The organism is Streptomyces niger, assembly GCF_000718305.1.
In the GTDB taxonomy this organism is placed as follows: Bacteria; Actinomycetota; Actinomycetes; order Streptomycetales; family Streptomycetaceae; genus Streptomyces; species Streptomyces niger.
This window is the reverse complement of record NZ_JOFQ01000002.1, coordinates 550,111-567,681: the sequence shown is the minus strand read 5'-3', so window position 1 is coordinate 567,681 and position 17,571 is coordinate 550,111. Positions and strand designations below refer to the sequence as shown.

At 66.3% G+C, this 17,571-nt stretch carries 12 protein-coding genes; 6 read left to right on the top strand and 6 right to left on the bottom strand.

Features of this window, described 5'->3' with window-relative positions; all coding sequences use genetic code 11:
• Window positions 1–19: 19 nt before the first annotated feature.
• The 3 genes from IF20_RS06350 to IF20_RS39840 all read right to left on the bottom strand — a co-directional run bounded on the left by IF20_RS06350 (window position 20) and on the right by IF20_RS39840 (window position 3,770).
• Window positions 20–2,488: an ATP-dependent helicase gene (locus IF20_RS06350; RefSeq protein WP_110943853.1), complete on the bottom strand. Its 2,469-nt coding sequence runs from the start codon at window positions 2,486–2,488 to the stop codon at window positions 20–22.
• A gap of 33 nt (window positions 2,489–2,521) precedes the next feature.
• Complete coding sequence (locus tag IF20_RS38985) at window positions 2,522–2,980, bottom strand: UvrD-helicase domain-containing protein (protein ID WP_199896504.1); 459 nt, start codon at window positions 2,978–2,980, stop codon at window positions 2,522–2,524.
• Between the two features lie 643 nt (window positions 2,981–3,623).
• Entirely contained in the window at window positions 3,624–3,770 is a 147-nt protein-coding gene (locus IF20_RS39840; RefSeq protein WP_234426519.1) for a hypothetical protein, read from the bottom strand.
• Between the two features lie 512 nt (window positions 3,771–4,282).
• Between IF20_RS39840 and IF20_RS37435 the strand changes: the two genes are divergently transcribed.
• The 6 genes from IF20_RS37435 to IF20_RS06320 all read left to right on the top strand — a co-directional run bounded on the left by IF20_RS37435 (window position 4,283) and on the right by IF20_RS06320 (window position 12,974).
• Window positions 4,283–5,572, top strand: coding sequence for a DNA cytosine methyltransferase (locus tag IF20_RS37435; protein ID WP_110943851.1), 1,290 nt, complete (start codon window positions 4,283–4,285; stop codon window positions 5,570–5,572).
• 269 nt (window positions 5,573–5,841) lie between these two features.
• Window positions 5,842–8,424, top strand: a complete 2,583-nt coding sequence (locus IF20_RS06340) for a Z1 domain-containing protein (protein ID WP_052863952.1) — start codon at window positions 5,842–5,844, stop codon at window positions 8,422–8,424.
• 23 nt (window positions 8,425–8,447) lie between these two features.
• Complete coding sequence (locus IF20_RS06335) at window positions 8,448–9,437, top strand: PD-(D/E)XK motif protein (protein WP_234426539.1); 990 nt, start codon at window positions 8,448–8,450, stop codon at window positions 9,435–9,437.
• Between the two features lie 68 nt (window positions 9,438–9,505).
• On the top strand, window positions 9,506–11,314 hold the full coding sequence (locus IF20_RS06330) for a hypothetical protein (RefSeq protein WP_052863950.1): 1,809 nt from the start codon (window positions 9,506–9,508) through the stop codon (window positions 11,312–11,314).
• Between the two features lie 47 nt (window positions 11,315–11,361).
• Window positions 11,362–12,213 carry a hypothetical protein gene (locus tag IF20_RS06325; RefSeq protein ID WP_052863949.1) on the top strand — a complete coding sequence of 284 codons (852 nt, stop codon included), beginning with the start codon at window positions 11,362–11,364 and terminating at the stop codon, window positions 12,211–12,213.
• Window positions 12,213–12,974: a DUF6339 family protein gene (locus IF20_RS06320; RefSeq protein ID WP_052863948.1), complete on the top strand. Its 762-nt coding sequence runs from the start codon at window positions 12,213–12,215 to the stop codon at window positions 12,972–12,974. The genes IF20_RS06325 and IF20_RS06320 overlap by 1 nt, the downstream gene beginning before the upstream one ends.
• Before the next feature lie 209 nt (window positions 12,975–13,183).
• On the opposite strand, the gene IF20_RS06315 is transcribed toward IF20_RS06320, so the two are convergent.
• The 3 genes from IF20_RS06315 to IF20_RS06305 all read right to left on the bottom strand — a co-directional run bounded on the left by IF20_RS06315 (window position 13,184) and on the right by IF20_RS06305 (window position 17,545).
• Entirely contained in the window at window positions 13,184–14,902 is a 1,719-nt protein-coding gene (locus IF20_RS06315) for a relaxase/mobilization nuclease domain-containing protein (protein ID WP_052863947.1), read from the bottom strand.
• Window positions 14,899–15,594: a MobC family plasmid mobilization relaxosome protein gene (locus IF20_RS06310; RefSeq protein ID WP_110943850.1), complete on the bottom strand. Its 696-nt coding sequence runs from the start codon at window positions 15,592–15,594 to the stop codon at window positions 14,899–14,901. The genes IF20_RS06315 and IF20_RS06310 overlap by 4 nt, the downstream gene beginning before the upstream one ends.
• Before the next feature lie 439 nt (window positions 15,595–16,033).
• The gene (locus tag IF20_RS06305) at window positions 16,034–17,545 is read right to left on the bottom strand and encodes a DnaB-like helicase N-terminal domain-containing protein (protein ID WP_267881120.1); all 1,512 of its coding nucleotides are present in this window, start codon (window positions 17,543–17,545) and stop codon (window positions 16,034–16,036) included.
• Between the last annotated feature and the right edge of the window lie 26 nt (window positions 17,546–17,571).

The window sequence follows — 17,571 nt, the reverse complement described above, 5'->3', positions numbered from 1 at the left end:
GCAAGCGGCGGTCAGCGATTCACCTGCCAGTTCCCGTACGTGAGAATGCAGCGATCTGCAGGAACCTCTTTCCACCGTTTCCATCAGGCAAGTGGAGGGCGGGCGGCTCGATGTCGGTGGCGAACTGCTCGACCTTCTGGGAACACAACCGCCTGAAGTCACAGCCAGCGCACTTGCTTGACGAACCCCGCCGCGGGAATTCGCCCTCGACGATCCGCTCGACGGCCCACTCCACATTGGTGACCGCATCCCTCATAGCGTCGGCATCGACGGGAACGTTGACGCGCTTGCCGTCCTTGAGGAGGTGTACGGCGCCTGTGCGTGCGTTCATGCCTCGGACGACTTCGGCACCCCGGCCGTAGAGCTGTACCTGGAGGGACAGGTCCTCCCAGTTCAGGTCATCATTCTGAACCGGGTCGTCGCCGCCTTCCATCGTCTTGAAGTCGATCACCTTCGCATCCTGGATCTCCTCTGCCTCGTCGACACAGAGAAGCAGATCGATTGCGCCCGAGATGACGGCTCCCTCGATCGGCACCTCGAAAGGCAGCTCGACCTGGCGGCGACGTTCGAAATCCTGCCCGTACTCGGCGGCGTAACCGGCGACGACGTCCGCAGACTTCTGCTTCGCGCGCTCGAAGGCGCCCGGGCGGCTGACCGGGTCGGTGCTGGGCGCGACGTGCTTCAGGTGGAACAGGTCCTCGGCGACGGCACGGGCGGCTGTGGGTGTCGGCGGGCGATCCTTGTAGAGCTCATGGAGCTTACCCACCGCGGCGTGCACGGCCCGACCGAATCCGAAGAGTTCCGGGATGGCGGGAGAAAAGCCGTTGACCTCGCCCAGCTTGTACGAGTAAGGGCACCGCATGTAGGAACGGATCTGGGAGTAGGTGGTGGGCAGGACCGATTCGTCTCCCCGGCGGCGCGGAGTGGTCGAGCGCGGCGTCACGCGTGGCGGAGCACTGGGATCAAGCAGGTCACGCCTGATCTCGGGGTGAGACAAGCGGGCTGCGAAGCGCGAGACGCGGGACACCCGCTTGCCACCGGGAAGCATCGATGCCCCGGTGACGTACAGGTAGCGCTCGGCCCGAGTGATGGCCGTGTAGAATAGGCGTGCCTGGTCCGCATCCCCGGTCTGGTAGGAACCGTTGTCGAGAGCCTGCTGGATGAGTGACGTAGGCATCCACCCGTCGTAGCTTCGCCGCTTAGCCGGGAATCGGTTGGCCTCCACGTCCACCACGAACACGACGGGGAATTCGAGGCCTTTGGCACGATGCACCGTGGACACCGAAACGGCGTCGGGACGGCTCACCATCTGATTGTCGGTTTCGTAGCCGTCACCAGCGACGTTCTCGAGGAAGTTGAGAAGGTCCTTGAAGCGGTTACTACCATCGATGGACACGTAGACAGGCTCGACGTCCTGCAGGATGCGGCTGAAGGTGCCGAGGTCGGCCATGATCCCGTCGTCGAACCCGCTGTCGGCCACACCGAGGCCATGCAACAACTCGTGCAGGAGTTCCTGCGGGAAGAGACGCTGCCGCGGCGCACCCTGAGCCACAGGCGCATGGATACGTCGCCCCCAGTCGGCGAATACCTCCCTAACCCGCTTCAGGTCCGCCTTCGGGAACGCCGGGAGGAGTTCCGAGCGGAAGAGGCGCTCGACCTCGTTACGGTCGGGGGAACTATCACGAAGCAGACCGAAGGCGCTGCGGATCGCTGCGGGCTGCGCCCGATCGAACAACTGACTGCCGGCGTTCAGTGCGTAGGGGATGCCCCGGGCGCTGAGCGCCTCTACGAAAGCCCTGTGACGCTTGGAACCGTCGGACTCGGACGTCTCCGTGGAACGCATCAGGACGGCGAAGTCCGCCGGAGTCAGTCCTCGGACGGTACCGTCGGGCTCCTCGTAGCCGGTGCCGAGGAGTTCCTGGATGCGGTCCGCCACGAAGTCCGCCTCCGAAAGCCGGTCGGGGAAGTGCTGGACGGCGAATTCCCGGGGCCCTCGATCGGCGGCCGCCTTGAGGCGCTTCGGCAGGCGGGCGGCACCGAGTTCCTGGGCGGCGAAGTCCCCGGCCGCCTCCACGATCGCCGCAGTGGAGCGGAAGTTGGTGAGCAATCGGTGCTCGGAGGCGCGAGGATACCTGCGGGTGAACTCCAGGATGTTCGTGACGTCGGCGCCACGCCAGCCGTAGATCGCCTGGTCGTCGTCGCCGACGACGAAGAGAGTCTGTGAATGCGCGCGCATAAGACCGATCAAACGCTCCTGCACCACGTTGACGTCCTGGTACTCGTCGACCAGCACATGACGGAGTGAGGCCAGCGCACGCGCGGCGCCAGGATCCTCACTTTCTAGCGCCTCTACCACGAGTCGCTGCATGAGCGAGAAGTCGATGAAGTGGTCCTTCTCCAGGTGACTGCGCAGACGCTCGAGGGCCTCCCCCAGTTCGGGGTCCTCCGCCGCCACCTGACGAGGGTCGAGCAGCTCATCGTTCATCATCTGCCAGGCCCGACCAAGCTGCCGCAGGGTCTTCTAGTACCCGTGCCGGAAGCCCCCTGATGTGGGGTGGGCATCCCTCAGCGACGCGATCCGCAGCTTCGGGTAACGCGAGATCAGGTAGAGCTGATACCGCATCTCGTCCAGTACGTCGAACTGGCGGTAGTCCGCGTCCATCTCGCCCAGTACCCGTCGGCACCAGGCGTGGATGGTACCGACGTACATGCCACCGACCAGATGGGGATCCAGTCCGCATACCTCGAGAGCCTGCGCGACCCTGACCTTGATCTGCTCCCCCGCCTTGTCGGAGAAAGTGAAGGCGACCACCGACTCGGGCGGAGCACCCGAGGCCACGAGATGGGCGACGCGGCCCGCAAGGGTCCGGGACTTACCCGAACCAGCGCCAGCGATCGCCAGGACCTCCCGCTCGGGGGCTACGGCCGCCTCGTACTGATCCTGAGTGAGCCACCCCTTGAGTGCCTGCTCAACGTCCATCGCTCGTCCACCTCTCCATAAAAGGCTGTTGATACCTTCATCGTGCCGGCGGGGTCTGACAATGCGGTGTGAGCTGCGAGTTCGCGCTCTGCTGCCTCCTACGGACCCACGATGAGCGACCGCGTTTCGCACGGGTATCGCAGCCAGCCCCCTGCTCGATGGAGGACGATGCGGTGAGCCACCCTCGCGAGAGAAGGGGGAACCCGACGCGAGTCCGGCTTCGAATCGATAGCAGGGCGAAAGCAAACTGGTTCGGCGCGCTTCCTGAGCGTCTTGGACCTGTGACATGACACGCTGGCAGCCCTGTCGTGGGCATGGCGGCGTGCCATCGTGCTCAATGATCCGAGAACCAGCTGAAATCGTCGCGCGGGAGGGCGGCGGTCCGGTAGAGCTGTCTATAAAGCTTTTCGCCGAAGTTGGTCTGTCGGTCGGCACCCACCTCCTCGCCTAAAGCGATGACGACGGGCGGGACGTCCTGCGGAGAGAAGCCGACGGCTTGGACGACCTGGTCAACGGACGCCCCCTCTGATCGCCCGAGGGCCGAAGTGGCTCCTCGACTCTTCGAGTGCTAGCCGCACGAGGGTCACCGCATCCTCGAACGCTGTGTGCTCCCAAACGCGGACGACGAACCAATCTCGTTCCATCAAGAGCCTGTCCGTCTCCGCGTCCCTCCTTCTGTTGCCCTCGATCTTCGCTGCCAGTAGCAGCCCTCCACGAGAACCGCCACCTTGTACTTGTTGAACAGGACGTCTGCGGTTCGGCGAAGAGTCGGCACCGGTCTGACCGCCATTCTGTAGCGCAGCCCCTGTCGATGTGGTTTCCTCAGAAAGGCGTCAGGCGACTCGGAGATTGGCGCTGCGGAGGCGTTGATTCACCTCACCGAGAAGAAGTCGCTGTTTGCGCCTGGCGGACGTCCACTGGAGCCGGGCGACCACGCGGCCCGCCCTAGGTGCAGAGTCAGCACGACGGTGGCCGGCACTCTGTGGCCGTCATCGACGGCGACGAGCCGCTTGGACGCACCGCCAGTGGCCCGACCCTGCTCGCGTACACGGTCGCTTTTCGTCACACCGGCCCGGGAACGCCAGGCACGTGGAGGAGGATGCTCGGCTCGGGCGGCGCGCCTGCCCTTTTCAGCGGCGGTAGAGGCCTGGCGCCCATGTTTCCATCTACCACAGGTCGAGTGTAGTGATACACGCCAAAAGGCTCAGCGTCGGTAACCGGATTGGGGGCCGGCGTAGAGCGCGGGCGAGCTGTAGGGTGCCAAGGTTGTCCTCCAGCCGGCTAGCCGGCTACAGTGCGCCAATGACCCAACCACATCCTGAAGTCGGCGTCTCCCGAAAGGCGGTCAGTGGCGACACCGATCTCCCGCCGCTCCGGACGATCGACCTGTTCGCCGGGTGTGGGGGGCTGACACAGGGCTTCGTGGAAGCCCGCCATGAGGGCCGATCGGTGTACCGCCCGGTCGCCGCCGTAGAGCTTGATCCTGCTGCGGCGGCTACCTATGCCGTGAACTTCTCCGAACGCTTCGGGGCACACATCCACCAAGGAGATATCGCGCAGTGGGTAAACCTGCCTGGAGGTCTGCCCGAAGCCGACATCGTGTTGGGTGGCCCGCCGTGCCAAGGATTCTCGCGCCTCGGTAATCAGGACCCGAAAGATGAGCGCAACCAGCTCTGGCGTCACTACCTGAAAGTGGTTTCGACGGTCCGACCGATGATGTTCGTAATGGAGAACGTCGATGCATTCAGGAAGTCGTCCGAATTCCAACTCTTGATCAATGAGACGATCACCGGTGGGACCCTCTCCGAATATCGCATCTTTGATGATCTCCTTAACTCCGCCGATCACGGCGTCCCGCAGCGACGGTTCCGGACCATCGCGATTGGCATCCGTAAGGATCTATTGCTGCCTTCTGACTGCGGGGCGCCCAGCCGGGTCGACGAAGTCTCGGATATGGAACTGCAGTCCCGCTTGATTCCAGGGCCCGCCGATGGGCCTCAGCGGACGGTATGGCAGACGATCTCAGACCTTGCCCTGCGTAAGTTGTTCCCGGAACTCCCACATCGACGCAAGGTCGTGAACGGGCAAGAGATTGCCGGCCCTTTCTCCATGGGCGAACTACATCTGAGCCGAAATGGAATAAAGCCCATTTCGATGGCGCGCTATCGGTCCATTCCAGAAGGAGGTAATAGGTTCGATATTCCCTTTGAGCTCCTCTCTCGTTGTTGGAGGAACCACAAGACCGGCTCGGCGGACGTCATGGGGCGAATGCATCGAGACAAGCCCTCGGTCACTATCCGCACGGAATTCTTCAAACCGGAGAAGGGGCGCTACCTGCATCCGTGGCTGCACCGTCCCATCACGCATCTGGAAGCGGCCCGCTTGCAAGGATTCCCAGAAACTTTCCAGTGGTGCGGGAATAGGGCAGAGATCGCGCGTCAGATTGGCAACGCCGTGCCCGTCGGGTTGGGACGGGCCATTGCCGAACATCTGGCACCGCTGCTTCTGACCCAGAGGGACCTCCTCGACTCCCACACTCCGAAGGTGCCTCGCGTGCGGAAGCCGCGGCGCAGGCTCACGACGGCCGCGTGAGCGATGAACGTGCTCGTGCGACTGTGAACGACTGAGCGTTCCGTTCGGGAGGGTTGTGGGCGTAGCGACCAGATATAAAATTGTTCTATTGGACAACGACGTCGAGGAGCCCCATTGTCGGCCCAGGCCCCGGTAAGGGCACGAGGCGGTGGCGCCTCGGCCGACCTGACGTCCGCGGCCGTACGAGACGGCGGCACCTGCGCCCACAGCACGGCGACCGGGCCGTCGACCCCACGACTGCGGAACGACGCGGATCCACGGGGTGGGGATTGAACGAGTTCGAAGATCAGTACGAGGCGTTCAAGCGTCTCATCAAAACTCACACGCCGGAGCAGGCACTGGCGACGATCAAGCTCTTCGGCATGTCCGACGAGCTCGCCAAACGGATCGCGGAACGTCATCAGCAGGAGACCATCGCCATTCGCGAGAAGCGTGAGCCCGGCTCTGTCGTTCGGAACAACCGCGAGACCTGGTACGTAGGCCCTCAGGAGGACGACCGGTGTTGGCCCGCTCTCAGGAACCTGCTGGCGAAACAGTCGTGGAACGAGGATAGCCTGCGCGGCCTCGACTCGGCGTCCACCAAGGTTGTCTCCATGCTCGACCACCCGTTGGAGAGCGCTTTCTCGACCAGGGGATTGGTGGTCGGATATGTGCAGTCGGGTAAGACCAGCAACTTCACAGCGCTCATCGCGAAGGCGGCGGACGCCGGCTACAAGTTCTTCATCGTCCTCGCCGGCATCCACAACGGTCTGCGGCTGCAAACTCAACTACGCTTGGAACGGCAGTTGGTGGGGCCGGTCATAGATCAATGGCACACCCTCACCGGACGCATCGGGGACTTCGAGCCTCCCGCGGGCAATCCGGCCGCCTTCTTCGGTGACAAGAGCCAGCAGCACGTTTTGTGCGTGATCAAGAAGAACGTGCCCAGGCTGCGGAAGCTTAAGGCATGGTTGGAAAAGGCACCGGACTACCTCCGTAACTGCCCGACGCTGATCATCGACGATGAGGCCGACCAGGCGAGCGTCGCCTCACGCAGTACCAACCCCCTGATCCGGGAGATCATCGATCTGTTCCCTCGTGGGGGATACGTCGGTTATACGGCCACGCCCTTCGCCAACCTGTTGATCGATCCCGCGGCCAAGGATCTCTATCCGGAAGACTTCGTCGTCAACCTGCCGAAGCCCCGCGGGCACTTTGGTACCGAAGTGCTCTTCGGTCGTGACGCATTGGACGGTGAGGACCCGCAGGAAGTACCGGACGGGTACGACATGATCCGCACGGTCCCCGACGAGGAGGTACCCCTCGTGAGACCGGGACGCGACGAGATCGAGGGGTTCGTACCCGAGATCAGTGGTTCCTTGAGGACGGCCGTGCTGTACTTCTGGCTCGTCACCGCCGCTCGACGGGTACGCGGAAAGGGCGTTCCCCACTCCACGATGCTGATCCACACCAGCGTCAGCACCCTGGTTCACGAGAGCTTCGAAGGACCCTTGGAAGCTTTCCGTAAGCGGACGGCCGGGTATCTCAAGACCACCGACGGGGAACTTCTCGATGAACTGAGGCGGCTCTGGGAGGCCGAGGTCGCTCGCGTACCCGGTAATGAGCCCGATCTCGGGGAGACACCCGTCTCTTTCGACGCCCTCCTGCCGCTGCTGGCTGGTGTGCTGGACGACTGCCACATCATCCTGGACAACTCGAAGAGCGTGAAGCGACTGGACTACGAGGCCGGTCCTGTCGTCGCCATCGCCGTGGGTGGTAACACCTTGTCGCGTGGCCTGACTCTCGAAGGACTGGCCGTCAGCTACTTCGTGCGAAACGCCACCACGTACGACTCGCTGCTGCAGATGGGCCGTTGGTTCGGTTTCCGCGAAGGGTACGCCGACCTGCCGCGCATCTGGATGACGGACGGGATGCGTGACTGGTTCCGGCACATCGCCACCGTCGAGTCGGAGATGCGTCGGGACATCGATGTGTACATGGTCGAGGACAAGACGCCCAGGACCTTCGCCGTCCGCATGCGGACCCATCCGTCGCTCCGCATCACGGCGGCGGGCAAGATGCGGGACGCGGTCAAGGCGAGTGCGGCGTACGGTGGCCAGCGCGTGCAGACCCGTTACTTCCGGACCCGGGACGCCGAGTGGTTGCAGGCCAACCGGCGGGCCGCTCACGACCTCGTCGACCGCTCCCTACGTCTGGCTGGAGCCCGGCACGAGGACAGAGGGAACCAGGGCCGGCACATCCTCCGAGGTGTGCCCTACGACATGGTTCTGGACTTCCTCGCGGAGTATCGCTTCCACGGCAAGTCGTTGGAATGCGACGCGGATCTGCTGCGCGGCTACGTCGAGCGCCGGGTGCGTTCCGCGGGCGGAGGCGCGCTCAAGCGTTGGAATGTAGCGATCATCGGTAATCCGCTCAGCGGCGACCCGGACAAGCAGTACGAGTTCGCCCCCGGGCTCGCCGTCGATCGAGTCATTCGTGCGAAGCTCGGCGTGAGCGAAAGCGATGCCGCCGACATCAAGACCCTGATGAGCCGCCGCGACGCCGGCGTCGACCTCGATCTCACTGCGCTCACGGAGATCAGCGAAGAGGCTCTCAAGAACGCCAGACGCGAGCAGGCGCCGGACACCGGGCTGTTGACCCTCTATCCGATCGACGCCCTGTCACCGTCACCGACGAACCGTGAGAGTCGCGCCCCGCTCGACGCCGTCGACCACGTCATCGGCGTCGGTCTGGTCTTCCCGAAGCCTCGGGGGAAGGACAGCGAGGTGGAGTACTACAGCGCCGACCTGTCCCGCGTGCAGGACGACGATGAGGAGGATCTGTCTTTGCTCTTCGAGGAGGACGACAGTTGAGCGGGGGCGCTGATCTGCGGCGCGTGCTCGATCGGCACTGGGCCGAGTTGGACCTGACCCCGCTCGGTCCCGGAGCCGCCCTCAGGACGTCCCCGCTTCCCGTCGTCACCGAGCACGGGGCGGTCTCCGCGGCGACCGACGGTTACTCGTTACGCCATTTGTTGATCCCCCTTCGGGGGCGTCGACGGGTCCCCACCGGACGGATCGGCGGAACGCTGCGCGTCACGGAGCGGGCGTTGGAGGACGACGAGACCTACGGTCGTTTCGCGGACATCGTCTGTATCCGAAGAGATCTCGACGACGTTTTCACGGGTTTGTGCGCTGACGTTCTCGTGGCTCTGGAGGCGGACGGACGACACCCCTACCGCACGACGTTGGCGGTGGTCAACCGCTGGCGCCAGCTCTTCAGCGGTGTGCCCCGTGCGCTCACCGAGGCGCAGGAGATCGGTCTCGCTGGCGAGTTGTCGGTCCTACTCCGTCTGCTGGACAAGGACCCGGGGGCCGTGAGTTGGTGGACCGGTCCCGAGGGCGGTCGCCATGACTTTTCCGACGGCCTCCACGCCGTCGAGGTGAAAAGTACCTCCACGACGTCCGAACGCAGGACGTTCGACGTCCATGGGCTCGACCAGCTGGAGCCGCCACAGGACGGGCGTCTGATGTTGGCCTGGCATCGGTTCGAACGAACCCCGCGGGGAAAGAGCGTCGGCGAGCTCGCCGCGGAGGCTGCTCGGCTGTGCATCGACGAGTCGGAGCTGTGGCTTCGGCTGGCACGTGTCGGTTACCGGCGCGGACAGACAGATGAGGAAGGCGCTTTGCGCTTGTCCCCCGTCGAAGAGCGTTGGTACGAGGTCGATGAGGCCTTCCCCCGCCTCACGACGGCCTCCCTGATGAAGCCGGTACCCGACGGCCTCCTGGACGTGCGCTACACCGTCGATCTGGCGGGCGCCCACTCGCCGATGCTGGAGCACACGGCTGTGGAAGCCTTCCTGGGTGAAGTGGGGCGGACGCTATGACCGCGGAATCCCCACGTTGGCTGTCCGAGCCTTATGCTCCCGGCGGCGGAGGGACGGCCGAGGGCGCTTTGAAGAACCTCGACGGCACCGAGCTCGACCCGCTGACCCTTCTCGTGAGGGAATCGGCTCAGAATAGCTGGGACGCACGGGCTGGGGACCGCCCTGTGGACTACCGAGTGGAACTGCGTACCCTCGGGCCCGGCGAGGCGCCGGTGTGGCGCAACCTTTTCGCCGCGGACGCACCCCAGCTTCGACACCTAAAGCTTCGGGCCTCGCTCGCACGCCCCGCTCTACGCATCCTGACCGTGACCGACACGGGGACGAGAGGATTGGGCGGCCCCACTCGCGCCGACGTCGCGGTTCCAGGGCAGTCCGACTTCGCGTCATTCGTCCGCAAGACCGGCAGCTCGAGCAAGATCAGCGGTCGTGGTGGCACCTACGGTTTCGGGAAGGCGGTGTTCCACCTCCTCTCCGCATCACACACAGTGGTCGTGCACACGCGTTGCCGGTTGAACGACCGGTTGGAGACCCGACTTATCGGGTGGGCGGTGCACGAGAGCTACACAGTGGAAGGCGACGACGGTACGAAGACCTTCACCGGCCGTCACTTCTGGGGAAAGGTCCGGCACGGTTACGTCGAGCCGCTGGTCGGGGAGGAGGCCGACGAGGTCGCCGGAAGTCTCGGCCTGACCGCCCTTCCCCACGGTGAGACGGGGACCTCCGTCACGATCCTCGACCCCGTCTTTGGCGAACGCGACGACGCCGAGGCCATGCGGTGGATCGTCGACGCCATGGTCTGGAACCTTTGGCCGAAGATGCTACCGGAGGGGGGAGACGCACCTATGCGCTTCTCCGCCAGCCACGAGGGCCGGACGGTTCCCGTACCCAGGCCGTCGGAAGTACGTCACCTCCGCCCGTTCGTCTGGGCGTACGACGACATGAATCGCCTCGTCGAACACAAGTCCATGGGGCGCGTCCTCGGTCGGCTCGGCATGCGGAAGTTCATCTCACCCCAAGGAACTCCTCCTCGGGTGGCACAGGAAGCGGGGATCGGAGAGAGGCTTCACCACACGTGTCTCATGCGACCGGTCGATCTGGTGGTGAGGTACCTCGAGGGACCTCCCTTCTTCGAAGAGAGCGGAGGCTACGCGGCGGTCTTCCGGGCCGACGCCGGAATGGACCGGATCTTCGCGGCGGCGGAGCCCGCGTCGCACGACGCCTGGTTGGTGGACAAACTCAGTGGAGAGGACCATCGCCTGGCGAAGCACGCTCTCCGCAAGATAAACGACGCCATGAAAGAGGCTTCCGGACCCGCCCCGGTGTCGAACGAAGCAGGCGAAGGCGTTTCCCTTGCCGGGATGAGCCGACTCATGGCGGGGCTTATGGCGGGTACGGCCGGGGAGGGCGCGGAAGCCGTTTTCGCCACGGGTACGACCTCCACTGGAAGCCCCGCGGGCGCCGGACGGGGCTTCGCGGGGGCGGCCGGAGCCGGCGGTGTCCCCGGCCCCAGGGGAGGAACGACCGGTCCGTCAGGTCGTCGGCGCGTTCTGTACGACGGGGTTCCCGAACACGACGTCGTCGACGGTGAGGCCGTCCTCGTCCAACGTTTCACCCTGCCCGACGCGGGTCCGTGCGTCGCGCACGGGCATCCTGCCGTTGCCTTGGGCGACGGTCGCGGGATCGAAGTGGAGCCGCCCATCGGAGCGTCGATTCCCACGGTATTGGGATGGCGCGCGGGGGACGGGCCCATGACGGCCGGAACCTCGTTGTACGCGGATGGCGGTGACGGCACGGTCTGGTCTCTGATCGTCAGGCCGGCCCCTGACACCATGACCGAGTTGACGATCACTGTGGAGGCAGGGGGCGAAGGCCGGTGAACCGTCGCGCCTATCCCTATCGGAGAGCGGCCGTCGGATCGGTGTCCATGGCCGAGTGGTCCCTCAAGTCCGAGGACGGGGACGCCGTTCCGCTGCCCGCCTTCATACCCGACTGGGACTTTCAGAGGGATCTGTCCCTCGAGACGGCGGTCGGAGTCGACCTCGACGCAGTCAGAGCTTCGACCGGACTCCCCTACGAGGCCGAGCTCGTCCTTTCAGTGGTCTGGAGTTCTACGGGCAGCGGCCTTCGACGGCTGGCCGATCGGCTCAGGCTGCTTGGTAGGGGCACTCGCTCGGCACAGCTCTCGTTCACCGTGATCGGACGTGACAGTGGTGGTCTGCTGTCGCTCGACACCCAGCTGATCCTCGCGAAGAGCCTGGACAACCCGGACCCCACCGGTCCTCGGCGCGCGGGATCCGTACTCTGGCATCACCGGGCCGGGGTACGCCTGCAGGGCGACGCGTCGCAGTTCCCCATGGCGGTGGTCGACTTCAAGAGCGCCGGCTACCCGGAGAAGGCTCCTTGGTACCTCGACATCGGTCCGAACCTGGAGGCGGCGACGATGGGCGCCGTCGTGCTTCTCGTGAACAGTGGCACTCCGACTGTGCTCAACGCGCTTCGCCGTGCGGAGAAGGCGTCGTACGCAGAGCGGCTCATCCAGTCCGCCGTCAGGCAGGACGTCGTCCGCCTGATGATCGAGCGGGCCGTAGCGGACGAGGAGCTGACGGATACCTCTCGTTTCGAGCCGGACACGCTCGGTCACACGCTACTCGGGCTGCTGCGCACCTTCCTCCCCGGTACCTCTCTCACCTCCCTGCGCATGACACGTCGCACGGACCCGGCGCTCTTCTCGGCGAAGATCCAGCACGCTGTCGGCCTCTTCTCCAAGGAGACGTGATGGTCTATCTCTATCCGCGTCTTCTGCCCGCAGCCGCGTCCGGCCTTCGGGAGGAGTATCTGCGGCACTCGGTCGAATGCCTGCGCGAACGTTCCACTCTCTCCCACCCGGCCATGTTCTACGCGGCCACCGGTGGCGCCCGTCTTCCCGAACGGCGGCTCGGCTCCCTGCGGGAGTCGGTGCTCTCATGTGCCACTGAGCGTGGCTACCCCGCTAAGCCCGGCAGGAAGCAGGCGGCGGGTTTCGACATCGAGGTGGCGACGATTCTCCACCGGGACTCGGGCATCGTTCCGGCAGAGGCGGTGGCGGGTGATCTCTGGGCCTTCCTCTCGCTCGTCGTCCTGCCGGACGTGTCCGCATGGCGGTTCACGGACCTGCACCGTGACCGGGTACTGGGGACCGACATCACACGCCATGTCTTCGGTCGGCTGTGGTGGCGAGCGCACCTTTTGTGCGACGAGGACGGCGGAAGGGAGGACCTCTACGCCTCACTGTCCGTTCTCAACGAGTCGGCCTTCGACCAGATCTACGCCCGACGAACCTCGATCGGCGGAAGCCCACATCTGGTGCGTGCGATCGTCCGGGTCTGGCAGACGCTCGACGTCCCTCCTCATGCGGAGAGGAAGGTGCTCCGGGATTTCCTGATGCGGGTACTCAGGCTCAACGCCTTCATATCCTTCGACACGCTGCCAGCGGACATACTCGACGAGGAGTTGGAAGGCGTGTTCCGGGAGTCGTTGTCCGTGGTGGTCGGAGTGTGAACTCTGACGGGATCTCGGGCGTTGCCGTGGGAAGTGGCCGCTGATGCATCGCCCGGATGGTGGCTCAGCTGACCGGCGTGGGACAATCTGCCCCCATCTCAGCAGCTACGGCGTGGGAGCGTGAGCTGGATCGCATCCCTCGTCTGGCTGCTCTGTGTTGTCCCCTCGGTCGACGAACCTGGCGACCTAGGCTCCTGCCGGGCGTGTGTTCAGCGGCGCGGAGCACGAGACCGGCGAGTGGCCTCGTTGGCTGCGGGTCGCGGTTGCGAGGGCAGCGGGGTGGGGCGCACCTGTGTCGCGTAGCTGCTGCGGGCCTGGGCGGCGAGGGCCCTGGCGCTGGGTGCGGGACGGTGACCGAGCCGCTGGATGCGCCAGGTCAGCGTCCTTGCAGGTGAGCGGGCGTCGTCCAGCGAGCGTTGGCGGGCAGCCTGCTCTATGAGCATGCCTGGCCGGTGGCCGGCGGTTTCACCGTCGGTGAGCACGGCGGCGAGGGCCGGCCAGGCGGGATCTTCGAGGATTTCCTCCGCGCGCTGGGGCAGGATCGCGCGGATTTGCTGGGCGTGGTGTTCGGCGGTGTGAGTGGGTGGGGTGCGCTGGGCAAGGGCGGCCAGGGGCGCGGTTGCGGCCTGGTCGTAGGCGGCCTGGATGTACAGCAGGCTCTCGCGAGCGGCCATGACCTGCTGGTCGTGGCGGCGCGCCTGGTGCCAGCGGGCGGCGGCGATGGCGACGAGGACGGTTGCATCGAGGAACATCGCGAGAGTGGCTCCGTCCTTGGGGGCGGGTTCTCGGAGCATGGATCGGACGGCGCTGCGTAGTGCGCGTGCGTGGTGGTGTTCGGCGCGGATGCGGGAGCGGGTGGCGCGTTCGAAGGCCCGGGCGGCCTGGCCGAGGTGGGGCCGGATCTCCTTGGGTGCGAGGACGGGGAGGGCGTCGAGGGCTTCGCCGAAGGCGGCGAGGTGGGCCTGCGCGGCCGCATCGTTTCCCCGGTCGAGGAGGGCGGGGGTGCGTTCGGCTGCGTCGGTGGCCCGGTGCCAGGGGTTGGGCTGACGGCGGTTGCCTGGCTGCTGGATGTCGGGATCTGCGTCGGTGGCGGTCAGGCGTTCGCGGATCTTGGGGAAGGAGAGGTCGGGGGCGAGCTTGGAGCCGGAGAACCAGATGGGCTGGCCTGCGGCGCTGGTGTCGCCGTCGAGGGCCACCTTGTAGCCGCGGACGTCACCGGAGGGAAAGCGCTGAACGTCGACGAGGACACCGGTGCCGGCGAGCACGGTGAGGAACTCCTCGGGATCGGTGGCCACCGCGACAGCGGTGCGGACGGTGGTGCGCAGGCGCTCGCGGGCTGTGGCTTGGTGGCCGGCGCGGTGGGCCTTTTCCTGTTCGGCGCGGGTGGGGCGCTGGGCGGCGGTGCGGTCGCCGCGGACGACGCGGTGAAGGCCGTATTCCTTCTCCACGGCGGCGAGCTCGCGGTCGGCGGTCAGGTAGTCGTTCCAGTGGCGAGCGGGGCGCAGGTCTGCTCGGACTTTGGTGGCGATGATGTGGATGTGGTCGGGGGCGTGCCGTACGGCGACCCACCGGCAGCCGTCGGGGCCATCGGCGGGAGCGATGCCGGTGGCCGCGACGACGCGGCGGGCGATCTGTTCCCAGTCTTCGTCGCTGAGGATGCGGTCCTCGGGCGCGGCACGGAGCGAGCAGTGCCATACGTGCTGCTCGGGAGCCCGGCCGAGCCGCCCGGCCTGCTTGACGTGTAGGTCGAGGTCTTGGGCGAGGAGTTTCTTGGTGGCGTCGAAGTCGTCGACGCGGCCGGGATCGGGGGCGAAGCCGTCCCAGGAGGCGACCAGGTGTGGGTCGGTGTGGTCCTTGGCCTTCTTGGTGTCGAACAGGTACCGGATCAGGCCGGCGGTGCTCTTGCCGCTGCTGATTTTCGCGATCACGTGGCCGTCCTCGCAGAGACGGCTCGGTTTGCGGCCGCCGCGATGTCGCCGATGGTGGCCCGGACGGTGTTCAGGGTGCTCTCGGCCTGGGCCAGGGTGGCGGCATCCCCAGCGTGTGGATTGCCGCCGGAGTTGAGCACGCGGGCGATCTGGTTGACGTTGTTGCCGATCCTCGCGACCTGGGCGCGGAGGGCGTTGAGCTCGTCGATGTAGTCGTCGACGGGGGTGCGCTGGCCGGGGACGGCGAGGTCGCCGTCGACGTAGGCCATGACGGCGGCCCCGACGAGGTAGGCGCCGGTGATGTTCAGTGACTGGGCCTTGGCGCGGATTTTGGTCTTCTCCTCGACGCTGTAGCGGGCGTCCACTCGCTCCTTGCGCTGCCCCTTGCCGTAGGGGCGGCGGCGGGCGACGCGATGCAGGGCTGCTACTTCGGCGGCGCGCGGCAGTGGCGGAGACGCCGCATCGACGGGCTTGTCCTCCTCGGGCACCCTCTGGTGCCCGAGTGCCTGCGCCACCCCTGGGGCGCGGGCTTCCCCGTTGGCGCCGTCCTTGGACGGTCCAACGGCATACCTTGCTGCCGCGTGGAGGGCGTGGTTGGTCAGTCGGCTGCCGCGATGAGCTCGCGTCGTGTCGGAGTTGTCCGGGTCCGGATCAGTGTCCTGAGGCTTGGGGAGGCCGGTGTGGTGGGGCATGGATCGCTCCTGAGAGAGGGCCGGGATTTCGGTAGAAGGAAGGCGTGCACGGAGGAGCGTTCACGCGTGCCCCCCTTTAAGAGGGGGCACGCGCGTGAACGGTCCGGGGCGTGAACGCCGTGTGTGCGGTGGCGTGATCGCCTGACCTGGGGTTTCTTGTTATTCGTGAACGCCGTGATCGGTCCGTGCAGGGGGTCACGCGCACGGTGGGCGTGAACGGTTCCGTGAACGCTTTTTGCGGTCCGGCGGGCAGTTGCGGGGCGGCTTCAGCGGGCGGTCAGTGCGGTGTCCGGCCGGTCACCGGAGTCCGGTCAGTCCCGGTCAGGCCACCGGAACTGACCGGGGCTTTAACCGGGAGTGACCGCGGTCGGAAGAGAGGCGACCGCAGGTGCGCCGGAACGCGCCTGCGGCTTGGTGAGCGGTCAGTCAGACGGTCAGGTCAGGAGACGGCGACCAGGCGGCGGGCCCGGTAAGTGGCCTGCTGACCGCCGCTCGCTCCGCCGGCGATGCCCTGGGACTTCTCCGCGTGTCCGGCCTGGGCGAGCTGGTCCAGCTTGCGGCGGGCCTTCTCCACGTCCGCGCGGCTGGGCTTGGGCTCCTCGGTCAGGTGGGCAGCCAGTTCGCGCGGGGTCAGGCCCTCGGGGCTGGCTTGGAGGAGGGCCAGTGGGTCGAGGGTCTGCTCTACATAGGAGGTGCCGCGCTGGTGGTTGTGGATGACCGGCAGCGGACCGATCTCACCGGTCACCATCTTGAGGTGGTGAATCTTGACCGCCGGATCACCGGACTCTCCAGCGATGAACAGCACGCTGCCCGCGCCGGAGGTGAACCAGGTTGACCCGTAGACGCGGTCCAGGACAGGGCGCTGGTCGCGGGGTGTGTCGCCGGTCCACTTGCGCTGGTGATGCAGTTCCAGGAGCTGGGCGCCTTCGCGCAGGGCGTGCTGGCGGGCGTTGTTGTAGGCAATGGCGGCCTCGTCCTCGGTCAGGCGACTGACCGCGTCCTTCAGGCTGTCGATCACGACCGTGTCGGCCTGGTGGGCAGCGGCCAGTTCGGCGAGGAGGTGGGGATCCTTGTCGAGAGTGGTGGGCAGCGGGCCGGACCACACCCGCAGCCGGTCGCGCAGCGTCGGCTCGTCCTTGGGGCCCAGGTGGCGTGCCAGGGCCTTGGCGATCTGTGGCGGGCGGTCCATGGCTAGGTAGAGGACGCGCCGGCTCTCGGCGACGGGCAGGTCCAGTACGGCGGCGTACACGCCGAGCCGGGCCAGGATGACCTGATGGGCGAGCGTGGTCTTGCCGACACCCGGCGGTCCTACGATCATCAGACTCTCGCCCGCCGCCCAAGCGGTCTGCTCCGGAGTGCCCCACAGCGGCTCGGTCTCCGCCCCGGTGTCGGTGACGAACACCCATCCGTCCGAGACGTACCGGTCCAGTCGCGAGGTACCGGCGTTCCGAGCGCGCTCACGCTCGGTGCGGAGCGTGTCCTCCAAGACGGTGTGGAGCTCTTCCGGGTCACCGCCCGGATCGCTTGCGAGCTGGGCGGCGCGCAGACCGGCGCTTTGTACGCGGCGAAGCCGTGCCGTGCGCGCCACGATGTCGGCGTAGTAGCCGGCGCTTCCGGAAGCCACGCTTGCGTGCGCCAGACCGTGAACGGCGTTCGCGCCCCCGACCCGTTTGAGGTCGCCCTGGCGCTGAAGCAGGTCGGACACGGCAATGGGGTCGGTCGGATTTCCCTGCTGATGGAGCTGGAGCAGAGCGCACCAGATCGTCTCGTGGGCAGGGCGATAGAAGTCCGTGCCGTCGAGCAGTTCGCGCACTTCGGCGATGCTCTCGGCGTGGTGCATGCAGGTTCCAAGCACGACCCGTTCGGCATCGGCATCGTGCGGAGGTGCCTGCCCTCCGGCGTCCGCGGGCTCGGGTGACGGACCCGGGAGAGGGGCCGTAGGGTGGGGCACAACAGGTCCTCACCGGTGGTGCGGGG